27 protein-coding genes and 2 tRNA genes are annotated in these 25,337 nt (G+C 70.5%); 17 read left to right on the forward strand and 12 right to left on the reverse strand.

Annotated features, from left to right (window positions below):
* Together CRP51_RS17170 and CRP51_RS17175 are read left to right on the forward strand one after the other, a co-directional pair.
* The coding region (locus tag CRP51_RS17170) for an RHS repeat-associated core domain-containing protein (RefSeq protein ID WP_141514620.1) at positions 1–2,491 on the forward strand (2,491 nt) is incomplete at its 5' end.
* A 59-nt stretch (positions 2,492–2,550) separates the two neighbouring features.
* On the forward strand, positions 2,551–3,039 hold the full coding sequence (locus tag CRP51_RS17175) for a CDI toxin immunity protein (RefSeq protein ID WP_097232116.1): 489 nt from the start codon (positions 2,551–2,553) through the stop codon (positions 3,037–3,039).
* Positions 3,040–3,318: 279 nt separating this feature from the next.
* Here the strand turns inward: CRP51_RS17175 and CRP51_RS17180 are convergent, their stop codons facing one another.
* Both CRP51_RS17180 and CRP51_RS17185 read right to left on the reverse strand, forming a co-directional pair.
* Positions 3,319–5,409, reverse strand: a complete 2,091-nt coding sequence (locus tag CRP51_RS17180; RefSeq protein WP_097232117.1) for a nuclease-related domain-containing DEAD/DEAH box helicase — start codon at positions 5,407–5,409, stop codon at positions 3,319–3,321.
* A gap of 368 nt (positions 5,410–5,777) precedes the next feature.
* The gene (locus CRP51_RS17185; protein WP_097232118.1) at positions 5,778–6,515 is read right to left on the reverse strand and encodes a GntR family transcriptional regulator; all 738 of its coding nucleotides are present in this window, start codon (positions 6,513–6,515) and stop codon (positions 5,778–5,780) included.
* A 193-nt stretch (positions 6,516–6,708) separates the two neighbouring features.
* Between CRP51_RS17185 and CRP51_RS17190 the strand changes: the two genes are divergently transcribed.
* The 11 genes from CRP51_RS17190 to CRP51_RS17240 all read left to right on the forward strand — a co-directional run bounded on the left by CRP51_RS17190 (position 6,709) and on the right by CRP51_RS17240 (position 11,780).
* Positions 6,709–7,179 (forward strand): helix-turn-helix domain-containing protein, encoded by a 471-nt coding sequence (locus CRP51_RS17190; RefSeq protein WP_342749062.1) that lies wholly within the window; start codon positions 6,709–6,711, stop codon positions 7,177–7,179.
* Positions 7,176–7,790: a DUF6907 domain-containing protein gene (locus CRP51_RS17195; protein ID WP_097232120.1), complete on the forward strand. Its 615-nt coding sequence runs from the start codon at positions 7,176–7,178 to the stop codon at positions 7,788–7,790. The genes CRP51_RS17190 and CRP51_RS17195 overlap by 4 nt, the downstream gene beginning before the upstream one ends.
* Positions 7,791–7,801: 11 nt before the next feature.
* A complete protein-coding gene (locus CRP51_RS17200; protein WP_245880644.1) occupies positions 7,802–7,984 on the forward strand; it encodes a hypothetical protein in 183 nt (60 codons plus the stop codon).
* Positions 7,981–8,295 carry a hypothetical protein gene (locus CRP51_RS17205; RefSeq protein ID WP_141514621.1) on the forward strand — a complete coding sequence of 105 codons (315 nt, stop codon included), beginning with the start codon at positions 7,981–7,983 and terminating at the stop codon, positions 8,293–8,295. Before CRP51_RS17200 ends, CRP51_RS17205 begins: the two co-directional genes overlap by 4 nt.
* Positions 8,292–8,597 (forward strand): HNH endonuclease, encoded by a 306-nt coding sequence (locus tag CRP51_RS17210; protein ID WP_097232123.1) that lies wholly within the window; start codon positions 8,292–8,294, stop codon positions 8,595–8,597. Before CRP51_RS17205 ends, CRP51_RS17210 begins: the two co-directional genes overlap by 4 nt.
* Positions 8,598–8,668: 71 nt before the next feature.
* Complete coding sequence (locus CRP51_RS17215) at positions 8,669–9,049, forward strand: hypothetical protein (RefSeq protein ID WP_097232124.1); 381 nt, start codon at positions 8,669–8,671, stop codon at positions 9,047–9,049.
* A complete protein-coding gene (locus CRP51_RS17220) occupies positions 9,049–9,375 on the forward strand; it encodes a hypothetical protein (protein ID WP_097232125.1) in 327 nt (108 codons plus the stop codon). The genes CRP51_RS17215 and CRP51_RS17220 overlap by 1 nt, the downstream gene beginning before the upstream one ends.
* 89 nt (positions 9,376–9,464) lie before the next feature.
* Positions 9,465–9,842, forward strand: a complete 378-nt coding sequence (locus tag CRP51_RS17225) for a hypothetical protein (protein WP_097232126.1) — start codon at positions 9,465–9,467, stop codon at positions 9,840–9,842.
* Complete coding sequence (locus tag CRP51_RS17230; RefSeq protein WP_097232127.1) at positions 9,839–10,354, forward strand: hypothetical protein; 516 nt, start codon at positions 9,839–9,841, stop codon at positions 10,352–10,354. Before CRP51_RS17225 ends, CRP51_RS17230 begins: the two co-directional genes overlap by 4 nt.
* Positions 10,351–10,758, forward strand: a complete 408-nt coding sequence (locus CRP51_RS17235; RefSeq protein ID WP_097232128.1) for a DUF6907 domain-containing protein — start codon at positions 10,351–10,353, stop codon at positions 10,756–10,758. Before CRP51_RS17230 ends, CRP51_RS17235 begins: the two co-directional genes overlap by 4 nt.
* 728 nt (positions 10,759–11,486) lie before the next feature.
* Entirely contained in the window at positions 11,487–11,780 is a 294-nt protein-coding gene (locus CRP51_RS17240; protein WP_141514622.1) for a hypothetical protein, read from the forward strand.
* Positions 11,781–13,048: 1,268 nt separating this feature from the next.
* Here the strand turns inward: CRP51_RS17240 and CRP51_RS17245 are convergent.
* From CRP51_RS17245 to CRP51_RS17275, 8 genes are all read right to left on the reverse strand, one after another.
* Positions 13,049–14,497 carry a phage major capsid protein gene (locus tag CRP51_RS17245; RefSeq protein ID WP_097232130.1) on the reverse strand — a complete coding sequence of 483 codons (1,449 nt, stop codon included), beginning with the start codon at positions 14,495–14,497 and terminating at the stop codon, positions 13,049–13,051.
* A 446-nt stretch (positions 14,498–14,943) separates the two neighbouring features.
* Positions 14,944–15,084, reverse strand: a complete 141-nt coding sequence (locus CRP51_RS28900; protein ID WP_170970588.1) for a hypothetical protein — start codon at positions 15,082–15,084, stop codon at positions 14,944–14,946.
* An 86-nt stretch (positions 15,085–15,170) separates the two neighbouring features.
* Positions 15,171–15,605 (reverse strand): hypothetical protein, encoded by a 435-nt coding sequence (locus tag CRP51_RS17250; protein ID WP_097232131.1) that lies wholly within the window; start codon positions 15,603–15,605, stop codon positions 15,171–15,173.
* A gap of 189 nt (positions 15,606–15,794) precedes the next feature.
* Positions 15,795–17,090 (reverse strand): DUF3987 domain-containing protein, encoded by a 1,296-nt coding sequence (locus CRP51_RS17255; RefSeq protein WP_097232132.1) that lies wholly within the window; start codon positions 17,088–17,090, stop codon positions 15,795–15,797.
* Positions 17,087–17,587, reverse strand: a complete 501-nt coding sequence (locus tag CRP51_RS17260; protein ID WP_245880645.1) for a DUF2742 domain-containing protein — start codon at positions 17,585–17,587, stop codon at positions 17,087–17,089. Before CRP51_RS17260 ends, CRP51_RS17255 begins: the two co-directional genes overlap by 4 nt.
* Complete coding sequence (locus CRP51_RS28905; RefSeq protein WP_170970589.1) at positions 17,584–17,748, reverse strand: hypothetical protein; 165 nt, start codon at positions 17,746–17,748, stop codon at positions 17,584–17,586. Before CRP51_RS28905 ends, CRP51_RS17260 begins: the two co-directional genes overlap by 4 nt.
* Positions 17,749–17,819: 71 nt before the next feature.
* Positions 17,820–18,059, reverse strand: coding sequence for a hypothetical protein (locus CRP51_RS17270; protein WP_097232134.1), 240 nt, complete (start codon positions 18,057–18,059; stop codon positions 17,820–17,822).
* Entirely contained in the window at positions 18,056–18,280 is a 225-nt protein-coding gene (locus tag CRP51_RS17275; RefSeq protein ID WP_097232135.1) for a helix-turn-helix transcriptional regulator, read from the reverse strand. Before CRP51_RS17275 ends, CRP51_RS17270 begins: the two co-directional genes overlap by 4 nt.
* Before the next feature lie 127 nt (positions 18,281–18,407).
* Between CRP51_RS17275 and CRP51_RS17280 the strand changes: the two genes are divergently transcribed.
* On the forward strand, positions 18,408–19,112 hold the full coding sequence (locus CRP51_RS17280) for a helix-turn-helix domain-containing protein (protein WP_097232136.1): 705 nt from the start codon (positions 18,408–18,410) through the stop codon (positions 19,110–19,112).
* Positions 19,105–20,307 (forward strand): tyrosine-type recombinase/integrase, encoded by a 1,203-nt coding sequence (locus CRP51_RS17285; RefSeq protein ID WP_097232137.1) that lies wholly within the window; start codon positions 19,105–19,107, stop codon positions 20,305–20,307. The genes CRP51_RS17280 and CRP51_RS17285 overlap by 8 nt, the downstream gene beginning before the upstream one ends.
* Before the next feature lie 63 nt (positions 20,308–20,370).
* On the opposite strand, the gene CRP51_RS17290 is transcribed toward CRP51_RS17285, so the two are convergent.
* Together CRP51_RS17290 and CRP51_RS17295 are read right to left on the reverse strand one after the other, a co-directional pair.
* Positions 20,371–20,443, reverse strand: a tRNA-Arg gene (locus tag CRP51_RS17290).
* A gap of 147 nt (positions 20,444–20,590) precedes the next feature.
* A tRNA-Ser gene (locus CRP51_RS17295) sits at positions 20,591–20,680 on the reverse strand.
* A 207-nt stretch (positions 20,681–20,887) separates the two neighbouring features.
* Between CRP51_RS17295 and CRP51_RS17300 the strand changes: the two genes are divergently transcribed.
* Entirely contained in the window at positions 20,888–21,313 is a 426-nt protein-coding gene (locus CRP51_RS17300; protein WP_097232138.1) for an SSI family serine proteinase inhibitor, read from the forward strand.
* A 114-nt stretch (positions 21,314–21,427) separates the two neighbouring features.
* Positions 21,428–25,300, forward strand: a complete 3,873-nt coding sequence (locus CRP51_RS17305) for a hybrid sensor histidine kinase/response regulator (RefSeq protein WP_097232139.1) — start codon at positions 21,428–21,430, stop codon at positions 25,298–25,300.
* Positions 25,301–25,337 lie beyond the last annotated feature (37 nt).

Here is a 25,337-nt window from a genome sequence, read left to right on the forward strand (position 1 = left end):
CAACGACAGCTACCAACTCACCGCCGAAACCAACCCCCTCGGCCACACCACCACCCACACCTGGGACCGCTACGACCACACCCTCACCACCACCAACCCCCTCGGCCACACCACCCGCTACGAATACGACGAGCACGGGAATGTGACCGCTGTCGTCCGCCCCGACGGTAGAGAGATACGGGCCGAGTACAACGAGTTCGGTCAGACAACGGAGCTCGTCCACGCAGACGGATCGGTGTGGCGACAGGCATACGACACCGCTGGAAATCGCGTCGCGCTGCTGGATCCCGCCGGGCGTCGCACTCGGTACACCTTCGACGACCACGGAGGTCTGGCGAGTGTCGTCGATGCTGCTGGCAACATCAACAGGATCCACTGCGACGCGGCAGGCCTTCCTCGCTCCTTGACGAACGCGATGGAAAGAGCGACCCGCTATGACCGTGATGCATTCGGCCGGCTGACACGTGTCACCGACCCGCTCGGGGCGACGAGCCACACGGAGTACACCACAGAAGGGAAGCCCCTTCGACGAAGTGACCCGCTAAACGGTGTCCAGACCTGGGCATGGGACGCCGAGGGGAACTGCCTGTCCCACACGGACGAGAACGGCGGGACCACTCATTTCGAGTACGGGGTGTTCGACCAGCTCAAGGTCCAGACCGATCCAGACGGGGCCCGATACGAGTTCATTCACGACACCGAATTGAATGTCATCCGTGTTGCGAATCCCCAGGGGCACACCTGGGACTACACGTACGACGCAGCCGGTCGGTTGATCGCGGAGTCCGACTTCGACAACCGCAGTGTCACCTACGCACTCGATGCTAACGGCGAGTTGCTAGAGCGCACCAACGCGTTGGGTCAAAGCGTGCGGTTTCGGCACGACGTGTGTGGAAATCTGATCACGAAGGCCTCAGCGAGCGAAACCTCCACCTTCGCCTACGATCCGCTCGGTCGTTTGGTTCGCGCCTCGAATACGCACGCGGAGGTAGTGATCGAACGTGACCCAGGGGGCCACATCGTTTCGGAGAGCATCAACGGTCTCAACGTGACCTACTCGCGCGACCGGCTGGGTCGTATGCGCACCCGTACCACTCCTAGCGGTCACACCAGCACCTGGGACTACAACGCATCGGGAATGCCGACGTCCTTGAAGACCGCTGATCAAAATTTGGTATTCAGCTATGATGCAGCGGATCGTGAGATTGCACGCGCCCTCCCGTCCGGGATCTCGCTGAACCACACCTGGGACCCATCTGGCCGTATGGCCAACCAGGTCGTCACCTCCGAAAACCGCGTCATACTGCGCCGTGCGTTCACCTACCGCCCCGACCACTACCTGACCGGCGTCACTGATACGACCGACTCGATAACGCGGTACTCACTGGACGCGGTGGGACGTATCACCGCTGTCACCACTCCCGTAGCGACAGAACGATACGTCTACGACGCGGCGGGTAATCAGCTGGTGAGCCCTCAGGGCGAACACGACTATGACGGTTCGCGCGTTGCACAGGCGGGCGCCACACGATTCAGCTACGACGGTGCCGGACGCACGGTTCTCCGCGTCAAGACCAGAATCTCGAGAAAGCCGGACACCTGGCAGTACACCTGGGACGAGGAGGATCGGCTCACCGCGGTCAGAACCCCCGATGGCGCGATCTGGCGATATCGCTACGACCCACTGGGGCGTCGGATCGAGAAGGAACAGCTCAATGAACAGGGGGAGAGAACCGCTCGGGTCAGCTTTGCGTGGTCGGGCACTGAACTCGTCGAACAGTCCGGCACCCATGGCTGTTCTGACCGCGAAACCGTCCTGACTTGGGACTACCTCGGCCAACGGCCCGTCACCCAGTCGGAAACCTCAACAGAAAGGGAATCAGACAAGCGATTCTACGCAATCGTCACTGACCTGATCGGCACGCCCACTGAGCTCGTTGACACGACAGGAAATGTCGCGTGGCGTTCACAGAATTGCGTACTGGGAACCGACTTTCAGTACGCGCGGGGAGAAGCAGCGAACACACCGCTTCGCTTCCCTGGGCAGTACGCAGATCCGGAGTCAGGTTGGCACTACAATTTCCTGCGCCATTATGACCCGGAAACGGCGCGCTACACGTCCCCGGATCCCCTCGGACTCGGCCCCGCCCCGAACCACTACGCCTATGTACACAACCCTCACACGTGGACGGACCCCCTCGGCCTGGCCGCCCACCCGGCGCGACCTCGCCGCCAACCCGAGCAGGTCACCGAAACGTATGCCGATATCAACCAAGCCCGAAACCGCGCCTTGGAACTCCTGGGCGACATCAACCCACACACGCGGCAACCGTACGTTGGGCGACTTGAGTCCGCCGCGACGCACGGACAGGTGGTCGGGTTCGAAACCGTCGTCGACGGCACCTGGAAGCGCTTTCGCATGGATTACGATCCGGGGAAGGGACCGCACTTCAACGTGGAGATCGGCAGGGGTGCTGAAGGGCAGCGTTGAGCCGTCCCTTGGGAGGGAACCGAACAGGGGATGCTCAACGCGCTGAGTAGGATGAACCGATGACGCCGGCAACCGACCAATACGGCACCTTTCGTCAACGTCTGGATGACCTCCTCGGGAGCCTCAGCGCCGAGGAGCGGGCGGAGGCGATGCTTCTCACTCGCGCCGAAAGCGACCACTTCTACGATATGGGCGTCGCTCGCTTTCCTGTGACTCGCTGGCAGGGCCTGGACTGGGACAACTGCGCACACCTCGCGCAGTATGTGCTCGCCGACCAGGCCGACCCGGAGGATATTCTGCTCGCACGATCTGTCCGGAAGTACATGTCGAGGGATTCCCTCGTCGTCCTCACATGGGGAAACCTCACTATCCCCTCAGTCGCCCTTCCGGCACGAAGCGTTGCCCGGCACGCCGACGAAGTGATCGCGACAAGCGATGACATCTGGCTGTTCGCGATCGACGAGATGATTCTGATCGAGTACTGGCATCACGACCGTGTGACGATCGCCCGAGTTCCTGAATCCGCTGCTCCCCCAGCGCGGCGGTGAGTACGGTCCCACGGGGGAAGCACGTGGTCACCACCGCCGAAGGAGACATCAGCCGCGGTGGGCCGACCGTTCGACGACGGAGTAAACGGTCCCCGACTCACGGCGACGCGGTCGGGCCGTCGAAAGAACTTCGTGCGCCGCAACGAGCCCTCGCTTCCGACGGACTCCGCGCACGACGGTCGAGACGAACTGGTGGTCGCGTCCCACGGAACGACTCCCGACGGCCCGGGCGAGCGATCTCCTCATCCGTCCAGGGCGACGGCAAGAATCGTCCCCCCGTCACCCCGCCGGGTGTCGTCGCACGCTGCCCAGCCAGAGCACGTCCCGCGCCCGCGTCATGGCCACGAAGAGGCGGCTGCGGGAGAGTTCGCGTCGCTCGCGTACCGTGTCCGAGATTTCCTCCTGGGAATCCCGGACACCCACGTGGGCGGTCGCGTCGTGGTCGGGCAGGAACACCCGCTTGAACTCCAGCCCCTTGGCGCGGTGGTAGCTTCCGAGCTTGACGGCCTCGACGGGATTGCCGTCGTAGTGCTCCAGCAGGCACACCCGCATCCCGGCCCGATCGAGAAGCCGCTGGTAGTGGCTGATGGCCCGCACCGAGGCGCAGAGCACCGCGCTGTCGCGGCGGGCGTCGGGCGGCAGGGCCCGCAGCGCGTCCAGAAGGGCTTGGTCGTGCTCGGCCGTTGACGCCTTCACGACGCGAACCACCTGACCGTCGTGGTAGGTCAGGTCGACGTCCCGACGCCCGGGAGTGCGCAGGCCGTCGATGTCCTCGAAGGGGTCGTCGGCGACCACGGCCAGCGCGGCGTCGAGGATCTCCTTGCTGTTGCGGTAGTTGGTGCGCAGCACCTGCCCACGGTCACCGCGGATGTCGATACCCGCTTCGGACAGGCGGAACCCACCCGGATACACGGCCTGTTGCCCGTCCCCCACCAGCAGAAGCCCGTTCGGCGCGTCCCCGACGAGCGCGTGCAGAAGACGGACGCCGACCAGTGTCAGATCCTGCACCTCGTCCACGATGACCGCCGCGTAGGGGCGTTGACCCGTTTCGCGACGGGCTTCTGCCAGGGCGAGCGCGAGCACGTCCTGGAAATCGTGGACCCCGCGTTCGGCGAGCCGGGACTGGTACTCCTCGAAGAGGTTCCACACCGCCCGCCGGTGTTCCCGCCCGAGTCGCGCGCGTCGGCGACGGCGGGACACACCGGCGTACTCCTCGAACGAGGTGATGCCCCGCCCCTTGATGACGTAGTCGATCTCCTCGCGCCAGTATCCGGGGGCGTCGTCGATTTCGGCGAGACAGCTGTCCCTGCCCACGTTCTTCCAGGCGAAGCCGAAGGCGGTATCAACCTTCTCGCCGTTGAGACGCACCCGGACGCCACGGTCCTGGAGGAACTCCTGCGCCCAGGCGTGCAGTCCGCGGAAGTCGACCCTGCCGGCGACCGCCGGCGACATCGTTCTGAGAAAGGTGGCCTGCACCCGGTGCAGATTCCTGGCGAAGGTGATGTAGAGAACGCGGCCGCTGCCGCGCTGGGCGAGATGAGCGGCGCGGTGCAGACCGACGACGGTCTTTCCGGTACCGGCCGGCCCACTGATGCGAGCGGGACCTGACCAGTTGCGCCGCACCAGGGCCACCTGGTCCGGGTGGAGAAACGTCATCCACTGCTCGATCGGGGCGCGCAACGCCTCCTCCATGGCCGCCTCGGTCAGCCCTCGGATGTCGAACAGGCCATCGGCGGGCTCCGGTGCGAACATCCGCCGTTCCGACGCCGGGGGCGCCACGCCCGAGACCTCGTACTCGGGGAAGGCGCGCTCCAGGTGGTCGGCTATGGCACGGACGGAGTCGGCCGGCAGCCGAAGGCGTTCCGACAACAGCGCGGGGCCGACCTCGCGCTCGCCCAGCAGCCGGACGCGCCCCAGTTCGGCGTCGAGCCCGCGCCCGGCGAAGACCATCAGCGGCCGCACCGCGACCGGCGACATCCCGAGCGAAGCCACCGCCGCCTCGGCGCTCCTGGTCACCGCCAGGAGCTTGGCGACGTGCTCGTCGCGGTTGTGACCACCCGCGCGGAGGGTCCCCTGGGCGACCTCGGGGGCGGAACGCCAGTTCTTCACGTCCAGCACGAACACGCCACCGGGACCGACCAGGATCATGTCCACGTTGGCGGCCCGGGTCCCCGGCCACTTCCGGTCCACCAGCAGCCGCCAGCCGCGCTCCGTCAGCAACAGAAGCTGTGCGGCCACGGCCTGCTCACCCTCGCTGGCGGCCTCCCACCTGTACGCCTCCCGCCGAGCCGCCTGCCACTGCTCCCGCAGCAACCGCTCCTGGCGACGCGCTTCCTGAGCCCGTCGCGACGCAGATCCCCCCGCGGCCATGCCCCACCCCTCGTACGTGGAGTAGCGATCATAGGACGGTCAGCGACGGTCCGACAGGGGTGCGTTCCAGGAGGCTCACGGGACGGCAGAGATCCGGGCGACGGGCGCCCGCGCCGTGAACCACTCCCGCGAGTGACGGTTGGCGTCAACCGTGGGCGTCAAGGCCCATGCAAAAAGCCCCGTCGATCACTCGACAGGGCCTTTGAGCTGGTGCGCGCTCGGCAGGATTCGAACCTGCAACCTTCTGATCCGTAGTGAACCTAAAACCGTGCTCACCGTGCATGTGGAGCATGTGAGGCGGCATACGTGCTGGTCAGGGGCCCGTTCGGTGGGCCCCTGACTCATGCGTGTGAGATGAGCGTGAGACGTCAGCTCACGTCGTACTCGGCGGACAGTTGCCGACCGGGGCCGTGGTAGTCGATGGCGAACTCGGTCGGCTCACCGTGCTGGTCCCAGTAGCAGTTCACCAGCGTGAGCACCTCGGTGCCGGCTTCCACTTCCAGGTGCTCCGCGATGTCCTCTGGGACGCGTCGGTTGCCCACGGTGTCCCGCCGCCGGGCCACGCGCCTCCCCGTGCGTTCCTCGATCAGCCCGAAGGTCATCTTGGGGAGCGGCCCGTCGTTCAGCAGTTCCGGCGCGACTTCGGCGATGCCGCCAGCGATCCACGTCGTCGAGACGGCCGCCACGCCCGATGCGTCGAGGTATCGGCGGCGGCGGCGCACAACGTCTTCGCCGGGAACCAGGCCGAGAGCGTCCGCGACTTCCTGGTTGGCGGGCTCCATCTGGGCGCCGAGGATCTCGACTTGCTCGTCGTCTTCGAGGCTCGGGCCGCCGGCTTGCTGGCGGGTCAGGCGCTCCGCACCGACTCGGGCCTTCTTTCGCTCGCTCACGATGGTGCCGACGCCGGGTGTCGCGACGGCGTACCCCTCAGCTCGCAGCACTCCGGGGACACGGGCGGCGGTGCCCCGGCTAACCCCCTCGGTGGCCATGATCTCCGCCACCGAGGGCACGCGGTCCCCGGGCTGAAGCTCGCCGTTCTCGATCCTCGCGATGATCGCGTCCGAGATGCGCCGGTACGGAGCCTGCCCCGAAGGATCGGGAACCATCAAATCATCACCCTTCTAGAATATTCTGGGAAGCCTGTTGACTCTGCGGGGTCTTCTAGAACATCCTAGATGCGTGCCCACCTCCCGGACAGGGAGGAACGGGTCAAACATGTCAATGGCCCCGGCGGGGGCTCGCGGTGTTGCGACCACCGCGCCCGCCAGGGCCGACGCATCTACGAGATGGGACTCTTCGATGCACACCAAGGTTACCGCCCTAAGGGCCCGAGAGGTGGCCGACATTATCGGCACCTCCACCGGGTCCGTGTACGCGGCCGTGGCCGCTGGCGAACTGGACTCCTACCGTGTCGGCACGGGCCGGGGCACCCTTCGTATCCCGCTCTCCTCGCTCCGCTCCTATGCCGAGGCCCGCGGTATCCCGCTCGGTGAGCTGACCGGTGAGCCCCGGTGCCGCCTGGCCAACTGCAACGGGACCATGCACCACGAGGGCACGTGCACCGTGGACTTGGCCGCCACGTCCCTCGGGTACCTGACGCTGGTGTCGTACCCGGACAGCGACCGGCGCGACCTGGACGTGTACAGCCTGATCCAGGACACCATCACCGACTCGGCCGAGGTCCGCGCCTTCGCCACCCAGGTCCGGGAGTTCGCCGACGCGCTGGACCGGGGCGCCGACGAGCTGGAGAAGGCGGGGGCGGCGGCATGAGCCTCACGATCCCGAACCCCACCTTCAGCGACGACGAGCCGGAGCGCCGGCCGTCCGCTACCGAGGGCCTGTCGCTCAGCTTGGCGGAGATCCGGGCCCGCATCACGGGCCGCCGGGTTGCGTACCGCCCGCTCGCGCGGAACACCCCGCCCTGCTACGACCGGAGCCCGGTCGACGCCCTGACCCCGCCGCACGGCTGGCCCTGCCAGCTGCCGATGAACCACACCGGGGACCACCTGCACTGGCACAGCCGTACCGAGTGGCCCAACCCCCAGCCGGAGCCCACCCCGTGCTTCTCATGGTGCGACCACGGCGACGACGCGGTGAGCCCGCAGGAGCACGAGAGCCGCGCGGTGCGCCTGCTCTTCCCCGGCAAGCCCATCAACCTGACCGAGCCCATCTCGATCGCTTCCTTCCACCTGTACGCCGACGACGACTACGGCGAGCCGGCGGGGCTGTCCGCCGACCTGGGGGACGGGACGGACGGCGGGGTGTTGACGCTGGATGAGGCCGAGGAGTTCGCCGCCTCGATGGAGACGGTCGCGGCCGAGGTGCGGCGCCTGGTCGCCGAGGGTCGGAACGGCCGGCGCGAGACGGGCGCGGACCGGTGAGGGCCGGGTACGTGGCGCGGCCGACGGAGGGGGCCGCCGTGGCGGCGGTCTCCCGCTCGGTGCGGCCGGCGCCGGCGCTGCTGGACCTGTTCGAGGCCCTGCGGGTGGCCCACGCCATGCGGGACCGGCACGGGATGCGGCTGGTACGCGCCGCCATCGCCCGGAACGTGAGCACGGTCGGGGGTGCGTCGTGAGGATGTCCCGGCCGGCCGCCCACTTCGTGGGTCTGACCGTCGAGAAGTTGTGGTCCATCGAGGAGGAGCTGGGCGAGCCGGATGACGTGCAGGAGTACTTCGACGACCTGTTGAAGATCCTCGCTCAGTGGCGCAACAACCTGATGGCCGACGAGTGGCGACTGAGGCACTACGGGCGCGACTACGAGAAGGCGCTGAAGGTCGTCTCGGACGTCTGGCTTCAGTGGAACTTCCGACACAAGGGCAACGAGGTGTGGTTGCCGGAGTCGTTCGACCTTCCCGGCGTGCCCCAGAAGGGGGCGGACCGGTGAGCGCGAAGAAGCGCAAGGGCTACCCGCGTCTGACCGGTGACACCCGGCGGCAGATCAGGGCCTACCTGGTCGAGCGGGACGGGTCGCAGTGCTTCTACTGCGGTCACCGGTTCGCCGAGGACTTGTCGGACGTGACGCTGGACCACTTCATCCCCTACCGGCTGTGGCCGGTGAACAAGCCGCGGAACCTGCGGCTGGCGTGCGAGCCGTGCAACAACGCGAAGGCCGACGCCCTGCCGTGGCCGGTGGTGTGGGCGGTGCTGTCCACCTTCCGCCCGGAGAACTTCGAGCCCGCGGCCTGACGGCTGCCTGGCCGTCCCCTCGGGGGCGGCTGGGGAGCCGGGACAGGCCCGGCCGAAGGAAGGAGCCCACAGTGCCCACCCCCAACGAGCAGCAGATCCCCGAGGGCTGGAACCAGCCCCACCTCTCCCCGGCGGCCGTGTTCGCGCCGGACCGCATCACCATCTGCACCACCTACCAGGTGGCCGTGATGGACGCCGGGCAGTCCGCCCGTGACGCGCACCTGGAGGCCGCGCTGCGGCACCTGCGGGCCGCCACGAAGGACGCGGGGACCTCGGCCCCGACCAGCCGCCAGAACCAGGTGCTGGCCGCCATCGAGCGGGAGGCCAGCTACGGCCAGCGGGCCGCCGCCCGCCACGCGGAGACCCTGAGGAAGGCCGAGCGGAAGGACGCGCGCGCCAGCTCCCGGCGGTCCAGCTACCGGCTGACGCTCCCCCGGACTCGGGGGGTCTGATGCTGTTCTTCCCGAAGAAGCGCCCGGCGCGGAAGGACCCCTACGCCGACCCGATCGGCCGAGAGTCCCGCGAGAAGGGCTGGTGCGTCGACTGCCACAGCAGCATCAAGGACGAGTTCTTCATGGTGCACGACCCGGTGTGGGCCAAGGCCCGCATGGAGAACTACGGCGGGTTCCTGTGCGTCGGCTGCTTGGAGAAGCGGATCGGCCGCCGACTGCGGCGGGGTGACTTCACCGACTGCCCGATGAACAAGCCCGACTTCACCTACTTGGACGGCCGGCCCGTCCCGAAGTCCCGCCGGTTGCGGAACCGGCTGGGCATCTGAACGACCGGTGCCCGCCCCAGGGGTGCGATCCCTGGGGCGGGTGGCGGCCCCAACGATCCACGACCACACCAGATCAGGAAGTGGGAGCCATGACCATGTTCTACACCCCCGAAGGCGGGGAGACGACCCTCATTCCCGCCGAGCACGAGAAGGTGCTGGCCCTGTACCGGGACTCCATGCCGCTGGTGTGGGAGCCCCAGTACGTCGGCGACGACATGCTCTACCCGCTCATCGAGGCCGAGGAGAGCGAGGAGCGCGCCCCGAGCCTGCCGGAGCTGGAGCGGGCGGTGCGCGCCTTCATCACCGACGCCCACACCTTCGTGTTCGAGGCCCTGCGCGGGGACAGCGCGGCCGGCCGACTGGCCGCGAAGGACGCTCGCGGCGCCGCCGAGGCCATCCGCACGGCCGTGGAGCGCGCCCTCGGCGCGGTGCTGGCCGCCGACGAGCGGCAGGGGGTGGCGGCATGACGACCCACATCGAGCCGAGCACCGAGGCGTTGCCGGCGGCCTACGGGCCGACGTCGGTCAACGGCTGGTCCGAGCGCGGGCCGCTGCGGGCGGTCGTGCGCGTGGCGCTGGCGCTGGATCGCGACCAGCTGCTCGCCGCGCTCCTCAACCGGCTGTCCGAGCTGGGCGGCCTGGACCTGGAGGCGATGAGCGCCGAGATGATCCGGGACCAGGTCGAGGTGTGGCTGTCCGAGGCGTCCGGCGCCGAGCGGGACGACCAGGCCGACCTGGTGTGGAAGGGCTTCACCGAGCGGCCCGCCGACGAGCGGGCCCTGATCCTGCGGGCCGCCGACGCCATCGACCGCACCTACCCCGGACTGGCCACGCCCGTCGTGGTCGAGGGCGAGGGCGCCGGCCGGACGGTGCGCTGCACCGCCCCCGGGTGCGGCTGGCGGGCCGGAGGCGTCCCGGTCGAGCTGCTGATGAACGACGGCCTGACCCACTTCGAGGACACCCACAGGAGCACGCGATGAAGAAGACCTACACCGGCCGCACCCTGGGCGGCGGCAGGATGACGGTGGAGTGCCCCGACTGGTGCGTCACCGACCACGCCTACTGGGACGACCCGGCCGACGACATGTTCCACTCCACGGAACCCGTCGAGCTGGAGTTGCCCAAGGACCGCGCCGGCTACCGACCGGCGAGCCGGTGGCCGCTGCTCACGGCGGAACTGCGCCAGCACTCCACCACCCCGGGCCCGGCCGGGGTGAGCGTCTGGCTCCTGCCCCAAGACGGGCACACCGACAACTCCGTCGAGGTGGACGCCCGGGGCCTGGACGCCTTCATCGCGCAGTTGGACGCCACCCGCGAGCGCCTGGTCGAGGCCCGCGGACTGCTGGCCCGGATCGACGCCGAGAGCCGCCAGCCGGCCGCCTGAGCCGACCGCCCCCTGACGGGCCGTCCGCACCCTGCCCCTCCCCCAGGGGGCCGGTCGCGGGCGGCCCGTTCGTCGTCCCCGGCACCGCCCACCCCCTTTTGGGAATCGACCTGCGACAACCCACCCCGGATACCGTCGCCCCGGGCGACGGAAACACCCGGGGGACTTGAGGAACGACCTGCGGGAACACGACCCGCTCCGGGGGCGGGCATTTGCGATGCGACCAGCACCGACACTGGCCCGCCAGCGGGCCGAGCACCGCCTCAGGAGAGCGGGTCTCACCCGGCCATCGCCGACCGCCCGCGAACCCGTTCCCGCCCTTTGCCCCCAAGGTCTCCGAGGCGTTCCCGACCCCTCCCCGGCAGACCCCGCGAGAGGCCCACACCCCAATTCCCGACTGGGCTCCACGCCCCTCGGCGACACCCAGCCAGCCGGCCCCGAACCACCCCGCCAGCATCCCGCCCGCTTCCCTTTCCGCCCAAGGGGTGTGCGCCCCACGCAGACCCCTCAGCGACCGCACACCGAGGCGCCCAGAGCCCTTGGGCGTAAAGGGCTCCACGCCCCTCCGGCAGGCGACCGGAACAGCGTGCCGCCCACCCCTCGGCGAACCCCGGCCCCCTGGGCGGAAAGGGCCCCGAGGCTCTACGGCGACCGGTAGCCTGAGCCAGTCAACGTGTCAGCGTGTGGGGCGAGGGGGCGCGGTGCGGAGAGCAGCCGCAGGGTTGGCGTTGAGCGCGGTCTTACTGGGCGCCTGCTCCTCGGGGGAGGAGGAGCCGGAACGCGAGGACATCTCGACCGAAGAACGCGGCTGGCAACTCGCCCAGCTGGAGCTGCAACTCATGACCCCCTCAGAGTTGAGGGAGCTGTGTCGGGTCTACAGGGACGAAGGGGCAGCAGGGCTCCGCGCCCTGCCGCGGGCCTTCGAGGGCGAAGTGATGGACGCCGTGGTTGAGGTCTTCGTGGATGAGGCGGTAGAGAACTGCCCGCCCCCCTCCGACCCGACCGAGGCGGTCTTCCCCTGACAACCGACCTCCGGATGTCCAAGCTGTGAACTCCCCTGTGGCCGGCACCTACGAGGTCTCGCAACCTCGCTGACCAGGCTTTTTGCCAGGTCCGGCAAGAAGGGTGCGGGCTCAGTCCGCACCCTTGAGGCTGTCCGGTTCACCCCGTGATGCCTGCCGGTACGGGGTCGGTACGCCGAACTTCGCCGCAGGTCGCAGACGGGACGAGACCGGTACGCCGTCCCCGGTGGTCGGTACGCGTACCGACCAGACCGCCAGCCGTACCGACCTCGTAGCGGCGAACGTAACGGGACAAGGCGGGCAAGCTGTCGAGGCGATGGCGTGGGGACGCGTGGCGATGCCGCAGGTCAGCGTGGCGACGCCGAGGCGATGAACCCGCCCATCGAGGCGATGCCATCGCCTCGAACACCCCCTCCATCGCCACGCCATCACCTCTCTGACCTGCACCGTCGCCTCTCATCGCCACGCCATCGCCTCGGAGGAATCGGGGCGAAGCGGACCTCGGAGCCGTGGGCCCACACTCGTTCGTCACGTTCGGCTACGGGCGGCATATCGGGGCAAAGCAGGTGCTCGAAGGGGTGCTCGGCGGTGCTCCGTCGCAGGTCAGCGACTGCTCAGCAGGTGCTCAGCGGGTGCTAGGGCGCTCGGGTTGAGCACCCGCTGAGCACCTGCTTGAGCGGCTGTGACCTGCGGTGATCGTTTTCTGAGCACCCCTTGAGCACCCCTTCGAGCGGGGGTCATACCGGGGCATTCCTGGCTGCTATGGGGGTGCTAACGCGCTGCTACCGGGCGCTAAGCCGCAGGTCGCGAGGTGCTACACCCCTGCTAAGGGATCTTGGTTCGCTGCTGCCATAGCAGCGGCATAGCACCTGCCGACCTGGGCTTTAGCACCGGGTAGCACCGCCATAGCAGGACTGCTGCTGCCCGGTATGCCCCGGGATGCACCCCGGACACCTGTCCGGTTTGCCCCGGTCTGCCCCTCGGACAGGGGGGTGGTCAGGGGGTGGACGCGACAGGGACCGTCCGGGCGCCTGTCCGCCCCGCATACCGGGGCATTACGGGCGATGTCCGGGTGACTGTCCGGGGCAAACCGGACAGGTATCCGGGGGGGCGATACGTGCCCGCGTGTGCAGGCCCGCCCGTTGAGCGTGCGCGGCCAGCGCGTTGAACCATGGTCCATGCCCGCGTGTGCGGGCAGGTGGCGGCGGGCGCGCGACGCGAACGCTATCAGTCCAGCGCGCGGGCCCGCCAACCGGCGTCCCCGGGGGTCAGGAGCCCTGCGACAGGTCCACCTCGACGATGGCGGACGGGCGCAGGATCTCCAGTCCGAAGCGGCCTTCGAAGCGGAAGCGGATCATGTTGCGCTCGAAGTCCGAGGCGCCCCGGGTCTGGGGGTCGGTCTCGTCGGGGAAGGCGTTGGGGTCGTACATGTTCTCCGACCAGTCCAGGACGCCTTCCTGGCGGGACTGAAGGCGCGTCTGGGCGAAGTCGGCGAGGAAGGCCGTGCCGGTCGGTGCGGCCTCGGAGACGACGACGGGCACGCCCCACAGGCGGCGGGAGGCGGCGTTGACCGCGGCGACGGGGCCGCCGAAGTAGAAGCGCGCCTCGTTGTCCTGGGTCAGCTCGAACGCCTCCCAGTCGTCGGGGGACATCAGCCAGCCGGCCGTTGCGGCGTAGCCGTAGCGCTCCAAGCGAGTCACGGCCTTCCGGGCGGTCACCAGGATGTCGGTCACGAACTCCTGGTCCTGGTGGCCGGGGACGTTGCTCAGGCCCATGAAGTGTTCGCCCGTGCCGTCCCCGTTGACGATCTCGTCTTCGAGGGCCAGCTCCAGTCCGAGGCGCATCTCCTGGTCGATGAAGGTGCGCAGCATGGCCGCGTCGTCCAAGTCCTGTCGCGGGATCGGCTCCGACAGGTGGGCGATGACCCGCACCCGGTCGTCGATGCGCTCCAGGGTGTAGGAGCTGGTCGGCTTCCTGGCACCCTTGGCCACGACCGAGGCGTTGTTGTCGCGCACGGTCTGCCGCATGTAGGCGAAGTAGCCGGTGCTGTTGTTGACCGGCGGGATGAGCTGACGCAGGGCCAGCACCGGCACGTCCAGGCGCACCGGGTCGGGGTTGAGCGGGACCGTCACCGGCACCGAGCCGGCTTGGACGAGCGCCTTGAAGTCGCCGAACGGGCCGGCAAGGTGCTTGAGTACCTGCTCGCCCCACATCGAGCCGCCGGCCGCCTTCACCCGCGGGTTCAGGTTCGCCTTCGCCCCGCCGCCGTGGGGCTGGCCGGCCGGGACGGTGAACGCCTGGTCGAAGGTGGCCTTGGCCTGCTGCGCCTCGGCGATGTGCTGGTCGAAGCGGTCGACGTCGGCCAGTGCCGACTTAGCGTCGGCTTGCTCCTCGGCGGTCAGCTGCCGGCCGGCGTCCTTGGCCGCCATGACGACATCGTGGGCGTGCTGCCAAGCGCTCTGGCGGCGCTCGTGCAGGTTGCCGCCCTTCCACTCCCTCGGCTGGCTCTTAGCCTCCCTCACGGCCGCCATGTCCTTGGCGCGCGCCTGGATGTTCTTCGTCAGCTCTTGCGCGATCTCGGTTGCCTTGGTCACGGTCTCCAGCTCCATCTCGGTCAGGTCGCGGCCACCCTTGACCGCCTCGGATTCGATCCGGTCGATCGCGGCAATCAGCGCGATGATGTCCGCGCGCGTCTTCCGCAGGAACTCGGGGGTCATCAGCGCCCCCCGTGTGCACGCATAGGCCCTCCAGGGGCGTAGCGGTAGGACAGGGCCCGGGAGCCGTGCGGCTCAACCGGGGGCGCGATTCACACCTCGCTGCCGGGGGGCGGACCTGATCCGTATGGTCTGTCGCGTCGCGATGCGCGCAGACGGCCCGTTCAGGCTGGCCCACCCATTCTACCTCGGATGGGTGACATTCCGTGGCGGTCGTGACGCCGGGTCACAAAAGATAGAAACTCCCCGCAATGTGTGTCTCACCACCTGGGCGGTCTCCATCGCCGCAGGTCAGAGCGATGCGAACGCCCCTACCCCGCCAGAAGTGCTCAGCGCGACGGCGCCGGCGGCCGACCGGTACTGCACCCTGAGGCCGACCTCGGCGCGCGACGACGATACGCAGCTTCCGCCAGCTCGCCCCCCAGCCCCGGGAGTTCGCTCCCGGGGCTTCATCGCGCGCGGCTGGTGCGGCGGCGCGTGGCCCACGCGCGAGCGCGCGCCAGCTCGGCGCGGTGCTGCCGCTGTCGCGCTCGTCGCGCGCGCTCCCGCACGGTGCGGCGCTTGATGGTGTCCTCTTCGTCATGCCACATGTGCTCGTCCTCCTTCCGTTCGCGACGGTGCGATGGGCATGGGGGTGGGTGGGGGCGAGGAGCGGTCCCCCGCCCCCACTCGGGGGTCAGGCCGCGCGCACGGCCGGGTCGGCGTCGGGCAGCTCCCGCCCCGGGGGTAGCAGCTCGACACCCTCGATCTCCCCGGGCAGCCCGGTGATGGCGTCGCCGTACATCTCCCCGGCGTCCACACCGATCGGGTAGGCGCACCCGTCGCCCGTGACGACCCATCCGGCGATGGGCTCCACCACGGCCTGGGCGCCGTCCCGCCACCACACCGCGCGCCAGCCCTCGGCGGGCAGCGTCCCGACGATGGTGTCCACGGCATCGAGGCGAACGAACCCGCGCACGCCACCGGCCGCCCTCAGCTGACCAGTAGCGGTGTCGACCACGAGGGCGTCACCGGTCTCCGGGTGCCAGCCGACGACATCCAACGTGGTGTCGGGCTTGCCCTTCTCGCGGGTGAACCGGGCGACGTACCCGGTCTGGTTGAAGCGGCTCACTGCTCCTCCTTCGGTAACGGTGCGTGTGCACCACGGGGATTGAGGGGGATGGTGGGGGCTGACCTACGAAGGAAGGCGAAGTAACGAACTATGCAGGTCAGCCCCCATCTACTTCTGGGGCTTCTTTCGTCGGGACGAACTAAGGCGAAGAAAGCCCCGCACGAACATGCAGGTCACGGACTTCCTTCGTTACTTAGCCTTCCTTCGTCGTAGCCCCACCACTGCCCTGCCTGCCGTCGGCTTCCGCCACTCCTCGTAACCACCGAGGGTCAGCAGATCGGCCCACAGGGAATCGATCTGAGCCTTCGTCCGGTTGCGTCCGAAGCACTCGGCCACCACCCCGGTCCGGCTCACCCCGGCGTCTCCGGCCGCGTCGACGAACGCCTTCAACCGGTCCAGGTCCGGGTTGCCCGAGCTGTTGCCGAACACCCACCAGGCGGAGTCCTCGGCGTAGGACCACATGGCCTCGGCCGCCTGAAGGTGGGGCAGGTCGATCCGGTCCGAGCCGTCCAACAGCGCGGCCGTGACCGACAGCCGAAGCACCTGGGGCGCGGCGCGCGCGACGACCTGGGCGACGGGGCCATCCCCGGCGTGGTCGGCCGCCAGCCGTGCGTACAGGGCGCGCCAGTGCTTCGCTGCCGCCGGGGTGCGGGTCATGCGGCCGATGTGCCGGGCCTTGTCGAGCGCGGCGCGCAACGTGGCGCCCATGGAGCGCAGTTCGTCGTCCCCGAGGTCCCCGCCGTCCGGCAGGAGCTTCGAGCGGCGGGAGAGCACCGGCAGGTAGCGGTTCATCGTGCCGCCGGCGCGCTCGGCCTCGTTCAGCTTGGCCCGCAGCTCCGTTGGGGTGATGTGGCCGACGATCCCGATGTGCGGGTCGGTGGCGACCTTCGGCCGCATGGTCATCGTGCGCAGCGTCCCGCCGTCCCACGCCTGCCGGATCGTCGGCAGCAGCGTGTTGCCTTTCCGCTTGCCCTGGGCCAGCACGGAGGCGAACTCCGACTCCATGACCAACAGCCGCTTGTCCGGCACGCCTTCGTCGAAGTCCGACCCGTCCGGGTCATCCCCCGCACCGTCCCGAACCTGCTGGATCAGACCCTCAGCCGACGACAGGCCACCCATGATCTTCTCGCCGCAGAACTCGGGGTCGGCCTCCTTCAGCACGCGCCGGACCTCGGCGAAGGAGGTGCCCTTCATCCCGCCAGCCGTCCGGCCGATCACCAGCGTCCACACCCGCGCCCCGTGCTCCACACCACCGGTCAGCACGTGCGGCCGGGCGCCGATCATCGCCCCGGCGGCGGTGTAAAGGGTGAACAGCATCGCCGCCGGATCGGCCTCGGTGTGGGGGAGAATCGCCTGCACGATCTCCCCCGGCGTGCCGTGGAGCGCGGCCGGCGGCAGCGTCGGCCACGGGCGGCCGGACTCCGAACGCTCCGGCTCCTCGGGCTCGGGCGGCATCAGCAGCCGCACCGTCGGATCGAGGCTCACGCGGCCTCCCGCATCTGCTTGGGGACTTCACGGCTGGGCAGGTCGACCTGCCCTCCGTCGATCAGGTGGCGCCACCACCCGGGCCGCCCCGGAATCGCGATCGGCGACCACCCCGGGGTGGCCACCACCTCGCGGATCGGCCCGTACCGGCGCCGGCCGACGATCTCCGCGAACGTCGGCCACCGGGACAGCTGCTCACGCCGCAGGAACCGCGCCGCCTCAGCATCCGCCGGCCCGAACACCGCGCCGTACCAGGCGTGCAGGTCGCTCTCCGCCAGCTCATCAAGGCGGGCCTGGTCGTCGACGTGCCGGCGCCACGCCTCGGCCGCCACGATCAGCGCCGCCGCGCGCCGCGGGTCCTCCCCCGCCAGCCGCAACCACTCCGGGGAGCCGTACTCCGGCAACCCGGCGCCCTCGGGCAGTTCGGCGAGAAGCCGCGTCACCTGCGCCTGCGCCCACAGCGCGGCAACGTCCGCCGGGCGCGTCCGCGCGCTCACCGCGGCTCACCCCCCTCGGGGTAGAACCGGGTACGGATCTCCCACAACTGCCAGCCCCGGGCGGCGCACCGCGCGGCCTCCGCCCGCACCTCGGCCAGCGACAACCCGAAGGGGTTCGCCGCGAGCTGCTGACGCGCCGCCCGCCGGGGCGGTACGCTCACACCAGACCCACCCGCCAAGTGGTCGCCGAGAACGCCCGGGGTAGCCGCCCCGGGCTTCTCCATGTCTCGGGTCATGCCGCCGCCCGCCTCTCGCCAGAGAGCACGGCCACCAGGTCGGCCGTGATGACTCGGCGCGTCTTTCCGAACGGCAGGAACTCCACGGGCGAGGCGTCGTTGCGCATGAGGGTGTGCAGGTGGGATGGGGACACCCCGAGCGCCCGCGCGGCTTGAGTCACGCTCACGGTGGCCGGCCACTTCCTCACCTCGGCGAGCGTCGGCGCCTTCTGGATGTGCTGCTTCCCGGTGGTCATGCGGCAGCACCCCCGAGCACGGTCTGGTCGTCGAGCCACGCTTCGATCGCGCCACGCCGGTAGTAGACGCGCCCGGCTCGGCTCGGCGAGGTCTTGATGTAGGCGGGGCCAGTTCCACGCCAGCGCCGCTCGGCGAGCGACTGGGGGTTGATGAACAGGGCGGGGTACTCCTCGCACACCTGCTTGGGGGTCAGCAGCTCGGCCGCCGCTTCCTTGGGCATTGGGGCTCCATTCCGTCTCATGCGTTCCCATCGTGCAGCAATTAATACTATGCTGCATCGCATGAGACGGATGGTAGCCGACAACAAGGCAGATAGAAGCACCCAACGACGACTTAGTCTGTTGCCCATGAGCGAGCAGCAGCGCGGACGCCGCGCCATCGAGGCGGGACCGACCGGCAAGACCGTGGCCGCGAACATCGCGCGCCTACGGAAGGCTCGGGGACTGACGACCCGACAGCTGTCCGCAGCGCTGGAACGAGCTGGGCGACACATCCCTGCCTCGGGCATCACACGCATGGAGAAGGCCGAACGTCAGGTCACCGCCGATGACTTGACTGCGTTCGCAACCGTGTTCTACGTCTCACCGGCCGCGTTGCTGCTCCCGCCGGTGGACGACCCTGCGAGGATCACGGAGATCACGGGTGCTGGGGAAGTCCCGGCAGACGTGGCTTGGGCGTGGGCCTTCAACGAGCGCCCTCTGCGTCTCCCGGACGGAGACACGCGAACTGTCCTGCTGGAATACGAGCTATACGGGCTCCCTCCCGGGCGCCGCTCCTTCACTCCGGCCGCTGGCGCCCGCGATGTCGTCGAGGTTGGGGCAACGGCTTATGGCCTCCAGCCCGCACCGGGCCCCGGCGCGCGCCCCATCGCTGCACTCGGGCGGAAGCGCCTCCAGTTCGAGGACTGGATGACCCGCGCCGATCAAGGGGATCGGGGTGAGCTGCTGCGCACCTTCAGAGAGAGCGACCCCGAGGTATTCGAGCCGCAGGTGACGGAGTGGCTGGAGGAGCGCGGGCTTCTGTCCACCCGAGAGGTGAACACGGATGGGTGACCCGATCAAGAAGGTCGTGCTGAAGGACGGGACGGTGCGCTGGCGGTTCGTGGTGGACGTCGGCCAGGGTGAGGACGGGAAGCGGAAGCAGCTCACCATCACCAGGGACAACAAGACCGAGGCGAAGAACGAGCGGGCCCGCATCCTGCACCAGCGCGCCACGGGGACGTTCGTCATCCCGACGAAGACGACGGTCGCCGAGTGGGTCGACGTGTGGCTCGCCACGGCGACCCGCGACGTCGAGGCGAACACCAAGCGCTCCTACGAGGACGCCATGCGGTACGTGCGCACCCACCTCGGACACAAACCCCTTCAGCAGCTCACCGAAGAGGACGTCGAGGGCCTGGTCGACTGGATGCTGACCAGCGCCCGCCGGATCGGTGGCAAGCCGGGGACCGGCGTCGGGGTGCGCACCGTGCAGCTCACCCTCGGCCGGCTGAGGGCCGCCCTCAACCTCGCGATCCGGCGGCAGCTCGTCGCGCGGAACGTCGCCGAGTTCGTCACGATCCCCCGGCAGGCCCGGAAGGAGCACCGGGCGAAGCAGAAGGCGCGGAAGCCCTGGACGCAGGCCGAGGTGCAGGCGTTCCTCACCGGGGTGCAGGACGACCGCCTGTACGCCGTGATGCTGCTGTCCCTGATCGGGCTCCGGCCGGCCGAGGTGTGCGGCCTTCGGTGGATCGACGTGGACCTGGGCGGCGGGGCGCTGTCGGTGGAGATCACGCGGACGCTGGCCGCCGGGCAGGTGGTGGAGAAGGACGCCAAGTCCGAGGCGGGCGAGCGGCCGTTGCCGATCCCCGCCCCGGTGCTCACCGCGTTGAGGGTGTTCCGGCTGCGCCAGTTGGTCGAGGAGAAGGAGGCGGGTGCCGGGTACGAGGGTTCGGGCCTGGTGGCCGTCGATGAGCTGGGGCGCCCCTTCAAGACGGACAAGCTGCGGCGTGAGGCGTACAAGCTCATGGCGCGGGTCGGTGTGCGGAAGGTGCGCCTGTACGACGCCCGGCACGCCTGCCTGTCGTGGATGGCGAACAACGGCGTACCCGACACGGTGGTGTCGGCCTGGGCCGGCCATGCGGACCTCGGGTTCACCAAGCGGGTCTACGTCCACCCCGACCCCGAGAGCCTTCGGGCGGGCGCGGACAAGCTCTCAGAGCTGCTGTCGCGGCCGGCTCTCCCAGTCGCCGATTCGGACCCTGTGTGAGAAAACGTGAGATGAAACGGCGAGAGCCCCTTCCCGCCTGAGGCGAAAAGGGGCTCTGAGCTGCGCGCTCGGCAGGATTCGAACCTGCAACCTTCTGATCCGTAGTCAGATGCTCTATCCGTTAAGCTACGAGCGCTTGGCGGCGGGCTGGGGGCCCGTTCCGACGAGGGATACGTTACAGGATCGGGGGCCCGGGGGCGAAATCGTTCTGGGGTGGGGGGCTGACCTGCGGAAACGGCGTCGGCCCCGGTCCTGGGGACCGGGGCCGACGGGAGCTGCGCGGCGGAGGCTCCGGGATTTGAACCCGGGATGGGGGGTTACCCCAAACCGCATTAGCAGTGCGGCGCCATAGACCAGACTAGGCGAAGCCTCCTGGCACCACGGCCGATAGCCGGGTGCGAGGAAATGATGCCACAGCCCGAACGGCCGCAGCCAATCGGTTGCCAGCGTAGGTGCTCCGATCGCGTGCGTCGAGTTGCGCAACGTGTGGCGTCCCGGAGCGTTAGCAGTGCGGAGCACGCGTTACCCGGGTGCCCCACCGCAGCCCATGCCCGCACTCGACGCCTACAGGAGCGTTCCCATGTCGCGCAGGACTCTTGCCTCTCTGGCCCTGGTCACCGCCTCGGTCGCCGCCGCCTTCTCGGCCTCCGGGCCCGCCGCCGCCCGTTCCGTCGAGGCGCCGGGGGCCGACCGGCTGGTGATCTCGGTCTCCGGGGCCGGTGACGCCGACGGCACCTTCGAGCTGACGTGCGCGCCCGCAGGCGGCACCCACCCGCGGGCGGGCGACGCCTGCGGGCGGCTGGCCGAGTTGGACGCGCCGTTCGCCTCGGTGGAGGAGGGGACGGTCTGCACGTTCCTGTACGGCGGCCCCGCCACGGCGCGCGTTACGGGACAGTGGAGGGGTGAGCGGGTGGACGCCGAGTTCAACCGGGACAACGGCTGCGAGATCAGCAGGTGGGACCGGCTGGTGCCGGTGCTGCCCGGGGTGGACTCCGGCGCGGCCTGAGGGCGGCTCTCCCGGGCCTCTCCGCGTGGGTTGCGCCTGGCCGTAGACTCCCTCTATCGACACGCACGGCTTACGTGCACCTGGAAAACGTGGGTCAAGGGAGGAACCGACGTCGTGAGCAGCAGGCCAGCGAGGGGCGCTGCTCGCCTCGCCGCCATACTCGACGCGCTGCCCGACGCGCTGTTGCTGGTGAACGGCAACGGCACCGTCGTCAACGCCAACGCCATCGCCATCGAGACCCTTGAGGTCCCGGGGGCGCCGCTGATCGGTCGCGGACTGCTGGACATCGTGCCCGACTTCGACCCGCGCAGAATCCCGGGCTCCATGCGGCGCCCGGAGGAGGACCCCAGCGTCAGAACGAAGCCCACGCGGATGGTGGCGCGCAGGACCGACGGTTCCGAGCTCCAGGTCGAGGTGACCAGCGCGGGCCTCAACTCCCAGCGCACACCCTACGCTTCGGCGATCGAGGCGGCGTTCGCCGACGACCACGCGGGCGAGGAGCTGTTGGTACTGGTGGTACGCGACCTCACCGGAACCCTGGACACCGAGGCCGAGCTGGTCAGGCAGCAGCGGCAGACCGAGATGATCCTGCGCGCCGCGTCCGAGGGCGTGGTCGGCGTGGACACGGCGGGTCGGATCGTCCTGGTCAACCCGGCCGCCGCGCAGATCCTCGGGCACCGGGCGAGCCAGCTCGGGGGGCAGCTGCTCCACCCGTTGGCGCACCACTCGCGGGCGGACGGCACGCCGTTGGCCTTCGAGGAGACCCCGCTCCACGACACGCTGATCTCCGGGCGGAAGCACCGGGTGCGCGGTCAGGTGCTGTGGACCAGCGACGGCCGTCCGGTCCCGGTGAACATGACGACGGCGCCGGTGCGCGACGGCGACCAGCTGGTGGGCGCGGTGCTCACCTTCCTGGACCGTCGCCCGTACGACTCGCTGGCCGCTCGGCACGCGCAGCTCCAGTCGGTGTTGCGGGACGGGCTGCGCGGCCCGCTCGACCAGTTGCGCGGCGAGTTGACGGCGCTGGCGTCGGATCCGGCCGGGCAGCTGTGGCCGGAGGCCAACCAGGTGCTGCACCATCTGGCCGCCGGTTACGCGCGGATGACCACGTTGGTGGACAACGTGCTCGGGTACCAACGGCTGGACGAGGGCCGGGAGAAGCTGGCGCTGAAGCGGGTCTCGTTGGACACCGTGGTGGCCGCCGGTGTCGAGGGGGCGACCGAGCTGATCGGGCCCGGGCGCGCGCAGTTCGCGGTGCACGCCCCCCCGATCGAGGCCGAGGTTGACCCCGAACGCATGGCGCAGGCGCTGGCGCATCTGATCGCGGATGTGGCCGGAGTGGACGCGACCGGTCAGGCTCCGACGACGACGGTCGGGGACTCCACCATCGTGGTCGCCGCCGCCCAGCGGGGCGAGGTGGTGCGGATCGAGGTCCGGGGCCCCTACCCCGGCGGGAACCCGGTCCACGAGCCGATCGTGCGCGGCATCGTCCGGCAGCACGGCGGCGTGCTCCAGACCCACGAGGTGCCGGGGCAGGGCGGGGCCTCGGCGTTCGTGTTGGAGGTCCCGCTGGCGGCCGGCGGCGGCAAGGCCCCGCTGGTGGCGCCGGCCGGGAGCCGGGACGCCAGCGGCGACACCACGGTGATGCCGGTGCCGGCGGAGCCGGCGCGGGGCACCGAGCAGTCCGCGCCCCACGGGAGCGGGAACGAGAACGGGAGCGGCGACGGGGCGCAGGGGAACGGTGCCGGGCCGGCGCCGGCCCGGCGGCCGGCCGCCGCCATCGAGCCGGTGCCGGACACCGGCTCGGGGCGCCGTCGCCGGCGCGCGGCCGACCAGTCCACGCCCCCCGGCACTCCGGTGCCGGTGAACGACCCGTCGACCCCGCCGGGGGGCATCGGCGTCGCCGACGGCACCAACGGCGCGGGCGGGCACGGCCGGCGCCGCCGTGCCCTGGCCCCCGCCGAGGACCCGTCGGCGGCGGGGCAGTTGGCGCCCGCCGCCGATGCGCAGCCGCAGCCCCAGCCCGCACCGCAGGCGCAGCCGACCGGGCGGCGGCGCCGGGCGTTGCCGCCCAGGGACGACGAGGCGGAGGCGGTCGGCGAGCCGATCGCGCTCGGTTCGCCGACCGCTGCGGCGGGGCCCGAGCCGGGCGAGGCGTCGCCCGTGCAGCAGCAGGGGCAGCCGACCGCACAGGGGCAGCCGACCTCCCAGGGAGAGCAGACCCCACAGGGACAGCAGGGGACGCAGGGACAGCAGGGGACGCCCGTTCCACAGGGGACGCCCGTGCCGCACGGGGCGCCCGTCCCGCAGGGACCGGGGGTTCCGCAGGGACAGGGGCCGGGGGCTCCGCAAGGACCGGGGGCTCCGCAGGGGCCGCAGCCGGTCGACGGCCGGCCCGCGCTGCCGACGCGGGGCGCGCCGGTGCCCGCCGAGCCGGCGCCGACCTCCTACGACCTGCCCACGCCCGTTCCGCCGGGGCAGCCCGTTCCGCCTGAGCAATCCGTTCTGCCGGGGCAGCCCGTTCCGCCTGGGCAGGCGGTCCCGCCGGGGCAGCCCCTCGTGCCGGGGCAGATGCCCCCGGGGCAGTCGGAGTTCGAGCAGGCGACCGCCGCGCAGGAGCCGCCGGTGCACGGCCCCGCCCCGCAGGAGACGGCCGACCCGCAGGGCCAGGCCGAGCAGGCGCCCCCGCCGGAGCAGGGGGCGGCGGCCGAGGAACCGGCGCCCGTCGAGCACTCGGTGGTCGCGGCCAGCCCCATCCTCGACGGCAGCATGGCGCCGGCGCCCGCGCCCCAGCGCCCGCGCGCGTTGCCCATGCCGGGCAGCGAGCGCGCGCGTCCCGAGCAGCACGCCCCCGGCGTGAGCGTGCAGACGCTCGGGCAGGGCGTTCCGGTGCCGCCGCAGGTCAGGGCCATCGGTCCGCAGCAGGCCCCGGAAGCGCCGGGGCAGGGCCCCGGGCAGGCGCCCCCGGCCGTTCCGGCGCAGCCCGTGCAGCAGACGCCGACCCGGCGGCGCAAGCTCGCCGCGCCGCCGTCCGACGACGACCCCCGTCTCAACCGCCCGGCGCCCGCCGGCGCCGCTCCCGCGCCGCCCGCGCCGGCGGAGGCGCAGGACCGGGGGCGTGAGTACGCGATCGGCGCGCCGGCTGCCGGCACGGCCGAAGGGCCTGAGCCGCTGGACGGCCCGAACGGCGCGGTCGAGGTGACCGAGGCGCAGGGCGAGCACGGCGGCGCGCTGCGTCAACAGGGCCCCGCGGACGACGAGTTGCCGCCGGAGCCGTTGGACAACCCGCGTCGGCTACTGGTCTGGCCGGAGCCGGACGTCTCCACGCAGCAGGCGCTGACCGACCGTGGCTACCGGCCGGTGATCGTCCACTCGCGGGAGGAGGTCGACGCGCAGATCGCGGCGTATCCGGCCGCGCTCTTCGTCGACCCGCTGACCGGGCCGATCACCAGGACGGCGCTCCAGTCGTTGCGCGCCGCCGCCGTGGCGGCGGAGGTGCCGGTGCTGGTGACGGCGGGGCTGGGGCAGGCGAGCCGGGAGGCGGCCTACGGGGCCGATCCCGCGGTGCTGCTGAAGGCGTTGGCCCCGAGGGACAGCGAGCAGCATCCGCCCAGGGTGCTGCTGGTGGAGGAGCGGCAGGTGATCGCCGACGCGTTGGCGGCCTCGCTGGAGCGGCGCGGGATGCAGTCGGCGCACGCGCCCTCGGACGCGGCGGCGATGGAGCTGGCGGCCCAGCTGCGGCCGAACCTGGTGGTGATGGACCTGCACCAGGTGCGCAGGCGGCGGGCCGGCATCATCGACTGGCTGCGCGTCAACGACCTGCTGAACCGCACCCCGTTCGTGGTCTACACGGCGGCCGACATGGACCCGGCGCAGCTGCCCCAGCTGGCCTCGGGGGAGACGGTGCTCTTCCTCGCGGAGCGTTCGACGCAGCCGGAGGTGCAGGCCAAGATCGTGGACCTGCTGACGAAGATCGGCGCGCACTGACGGGAGCGGACCGAAGCGGACGGACGGGCCGTGCGCG

The sequence above is a fragment of the Streptomyces zhaozhouensis genome (assembly GCF_900230195.1).
GTDB lineage: Bacteria > Actinomycetota > Actinomycetes > Streptomycetales > Streptomycetaceae > Streptomyces > Streptomyces zhaozhouensis.

Bases quoted from the DNA above. Each gene is read 5' to 3' on its own strand.
- CRP51_RS17235 (WP_097232128.1), top strand. From the start codon at position 10,351: ATGAAGAAGACCTACACCGGCCGCACCCTGGGCGGCGGCAGGATGACG.
- CRP51_RS17230 (WP_097232127.1), top strand. From the start codon at position 9,839: ATGACGACCCACATCGAGCCGAGCACCGAGGCGTTGCCGGCGGCCTAC.
- CRP51_RS17175 (WP_097232116.1), top strand. From the start codon at position 2,551: ATGACGCCGGCAACCGACCAATACGGCACCTTTCGTCAACGTCTGGAT.
- CRP51_RS17185 (WP_097232118.1), bottom strand. From the start codon at position 6,515: ATGGTTCCCGATCCTTCGGGGCAGGCTCCGTACCGGCGCATCTCGGAC.
- CRP51_RS17180 (WP_097232117.1), bottom strand. From the start codon at position 5,409: ATGGCCGCGGGGGGATCTGCGTCGCGACGGGCTCAGGAAGCGCGTCGC.
- CRP51_RS17190 (WP_342749062.1), top strand. From the start codon at position 6,709: ATGCACACCAAGGTTACCGCCCTAAGGGCCCGAGAGGTGGCCGACATT.
- CRP51_RS17285 (WP_097232137.1), top strand. From the start codon at position 19,105: ATGGGTGACCCGATCAAGAAGGTCGTGCTGAAGGACGGGACGGTGCGC.
- CRP51_RS17195 (WP_097232120.1), top strand. From the start codon at position 7,176: ATGAGCCTCACGATCCCGAACCCCACCTTCAGCGACGACGAGCCGGAG.
- CRP51_RS17245 (WP_097232130.1), bottom strand. From the start codon at position 14,497: ATGACCCCCGAGTTCCTGCGGAAGACGCGCGCGGACATCATCGCGCTG.
- CRP51_RS17300 (WP_097232138.1), top strand. From the start codon at position 20,888: ATGTCGCGCAGGACTCTTGCCTCTCTGGCCCTGGTCACCGCCTCGGTC.
- CRP51_RS28900 (WP_170970588.1), bottom strand. From the start codon at position 15,084: ATGTGGCATGACGAAGAGGACACCATCAAGCGCCGCACCGTGCGGGAG.
- CRP51_RS17220 (WP_097232125.1), top strand. From the start codon at position 9,049: ATGCTGTTCTTCCCGAAGAAGCGCCCGGCGCGGAAGGACCCCTACGCC.
- CRP51_RS17225 (WP_097232126.1), top strand. From the start codon at position 9,465: ATGACCATGTTCTACACCCCCGAAGGCGGGGAGACGACCCTCATTCCC.
- CRP51_RS17275 (WP_097232135.1), bottom strand. From the start codon at position 18,280: ATGCCCAAGGAAGCGGCGGCCGAGCTGCTGACCCCCAAGCAGGTGTGC.
- CRP51_RS17270 (WP_097232134.1), bottom strand. From the start codon at position 18,059: ATGACCACCGGGAAGCAGCACATCCAGAAGGCGCCGACGCTCGCCGAG.
- CRP51_RS17280 (WP_097232136.1), top strand. From the start codon at position 18,408: ATGAGCGAGCAGCAGCGCGGACGCCGCGCCATCGAGGCGGGACCGACC.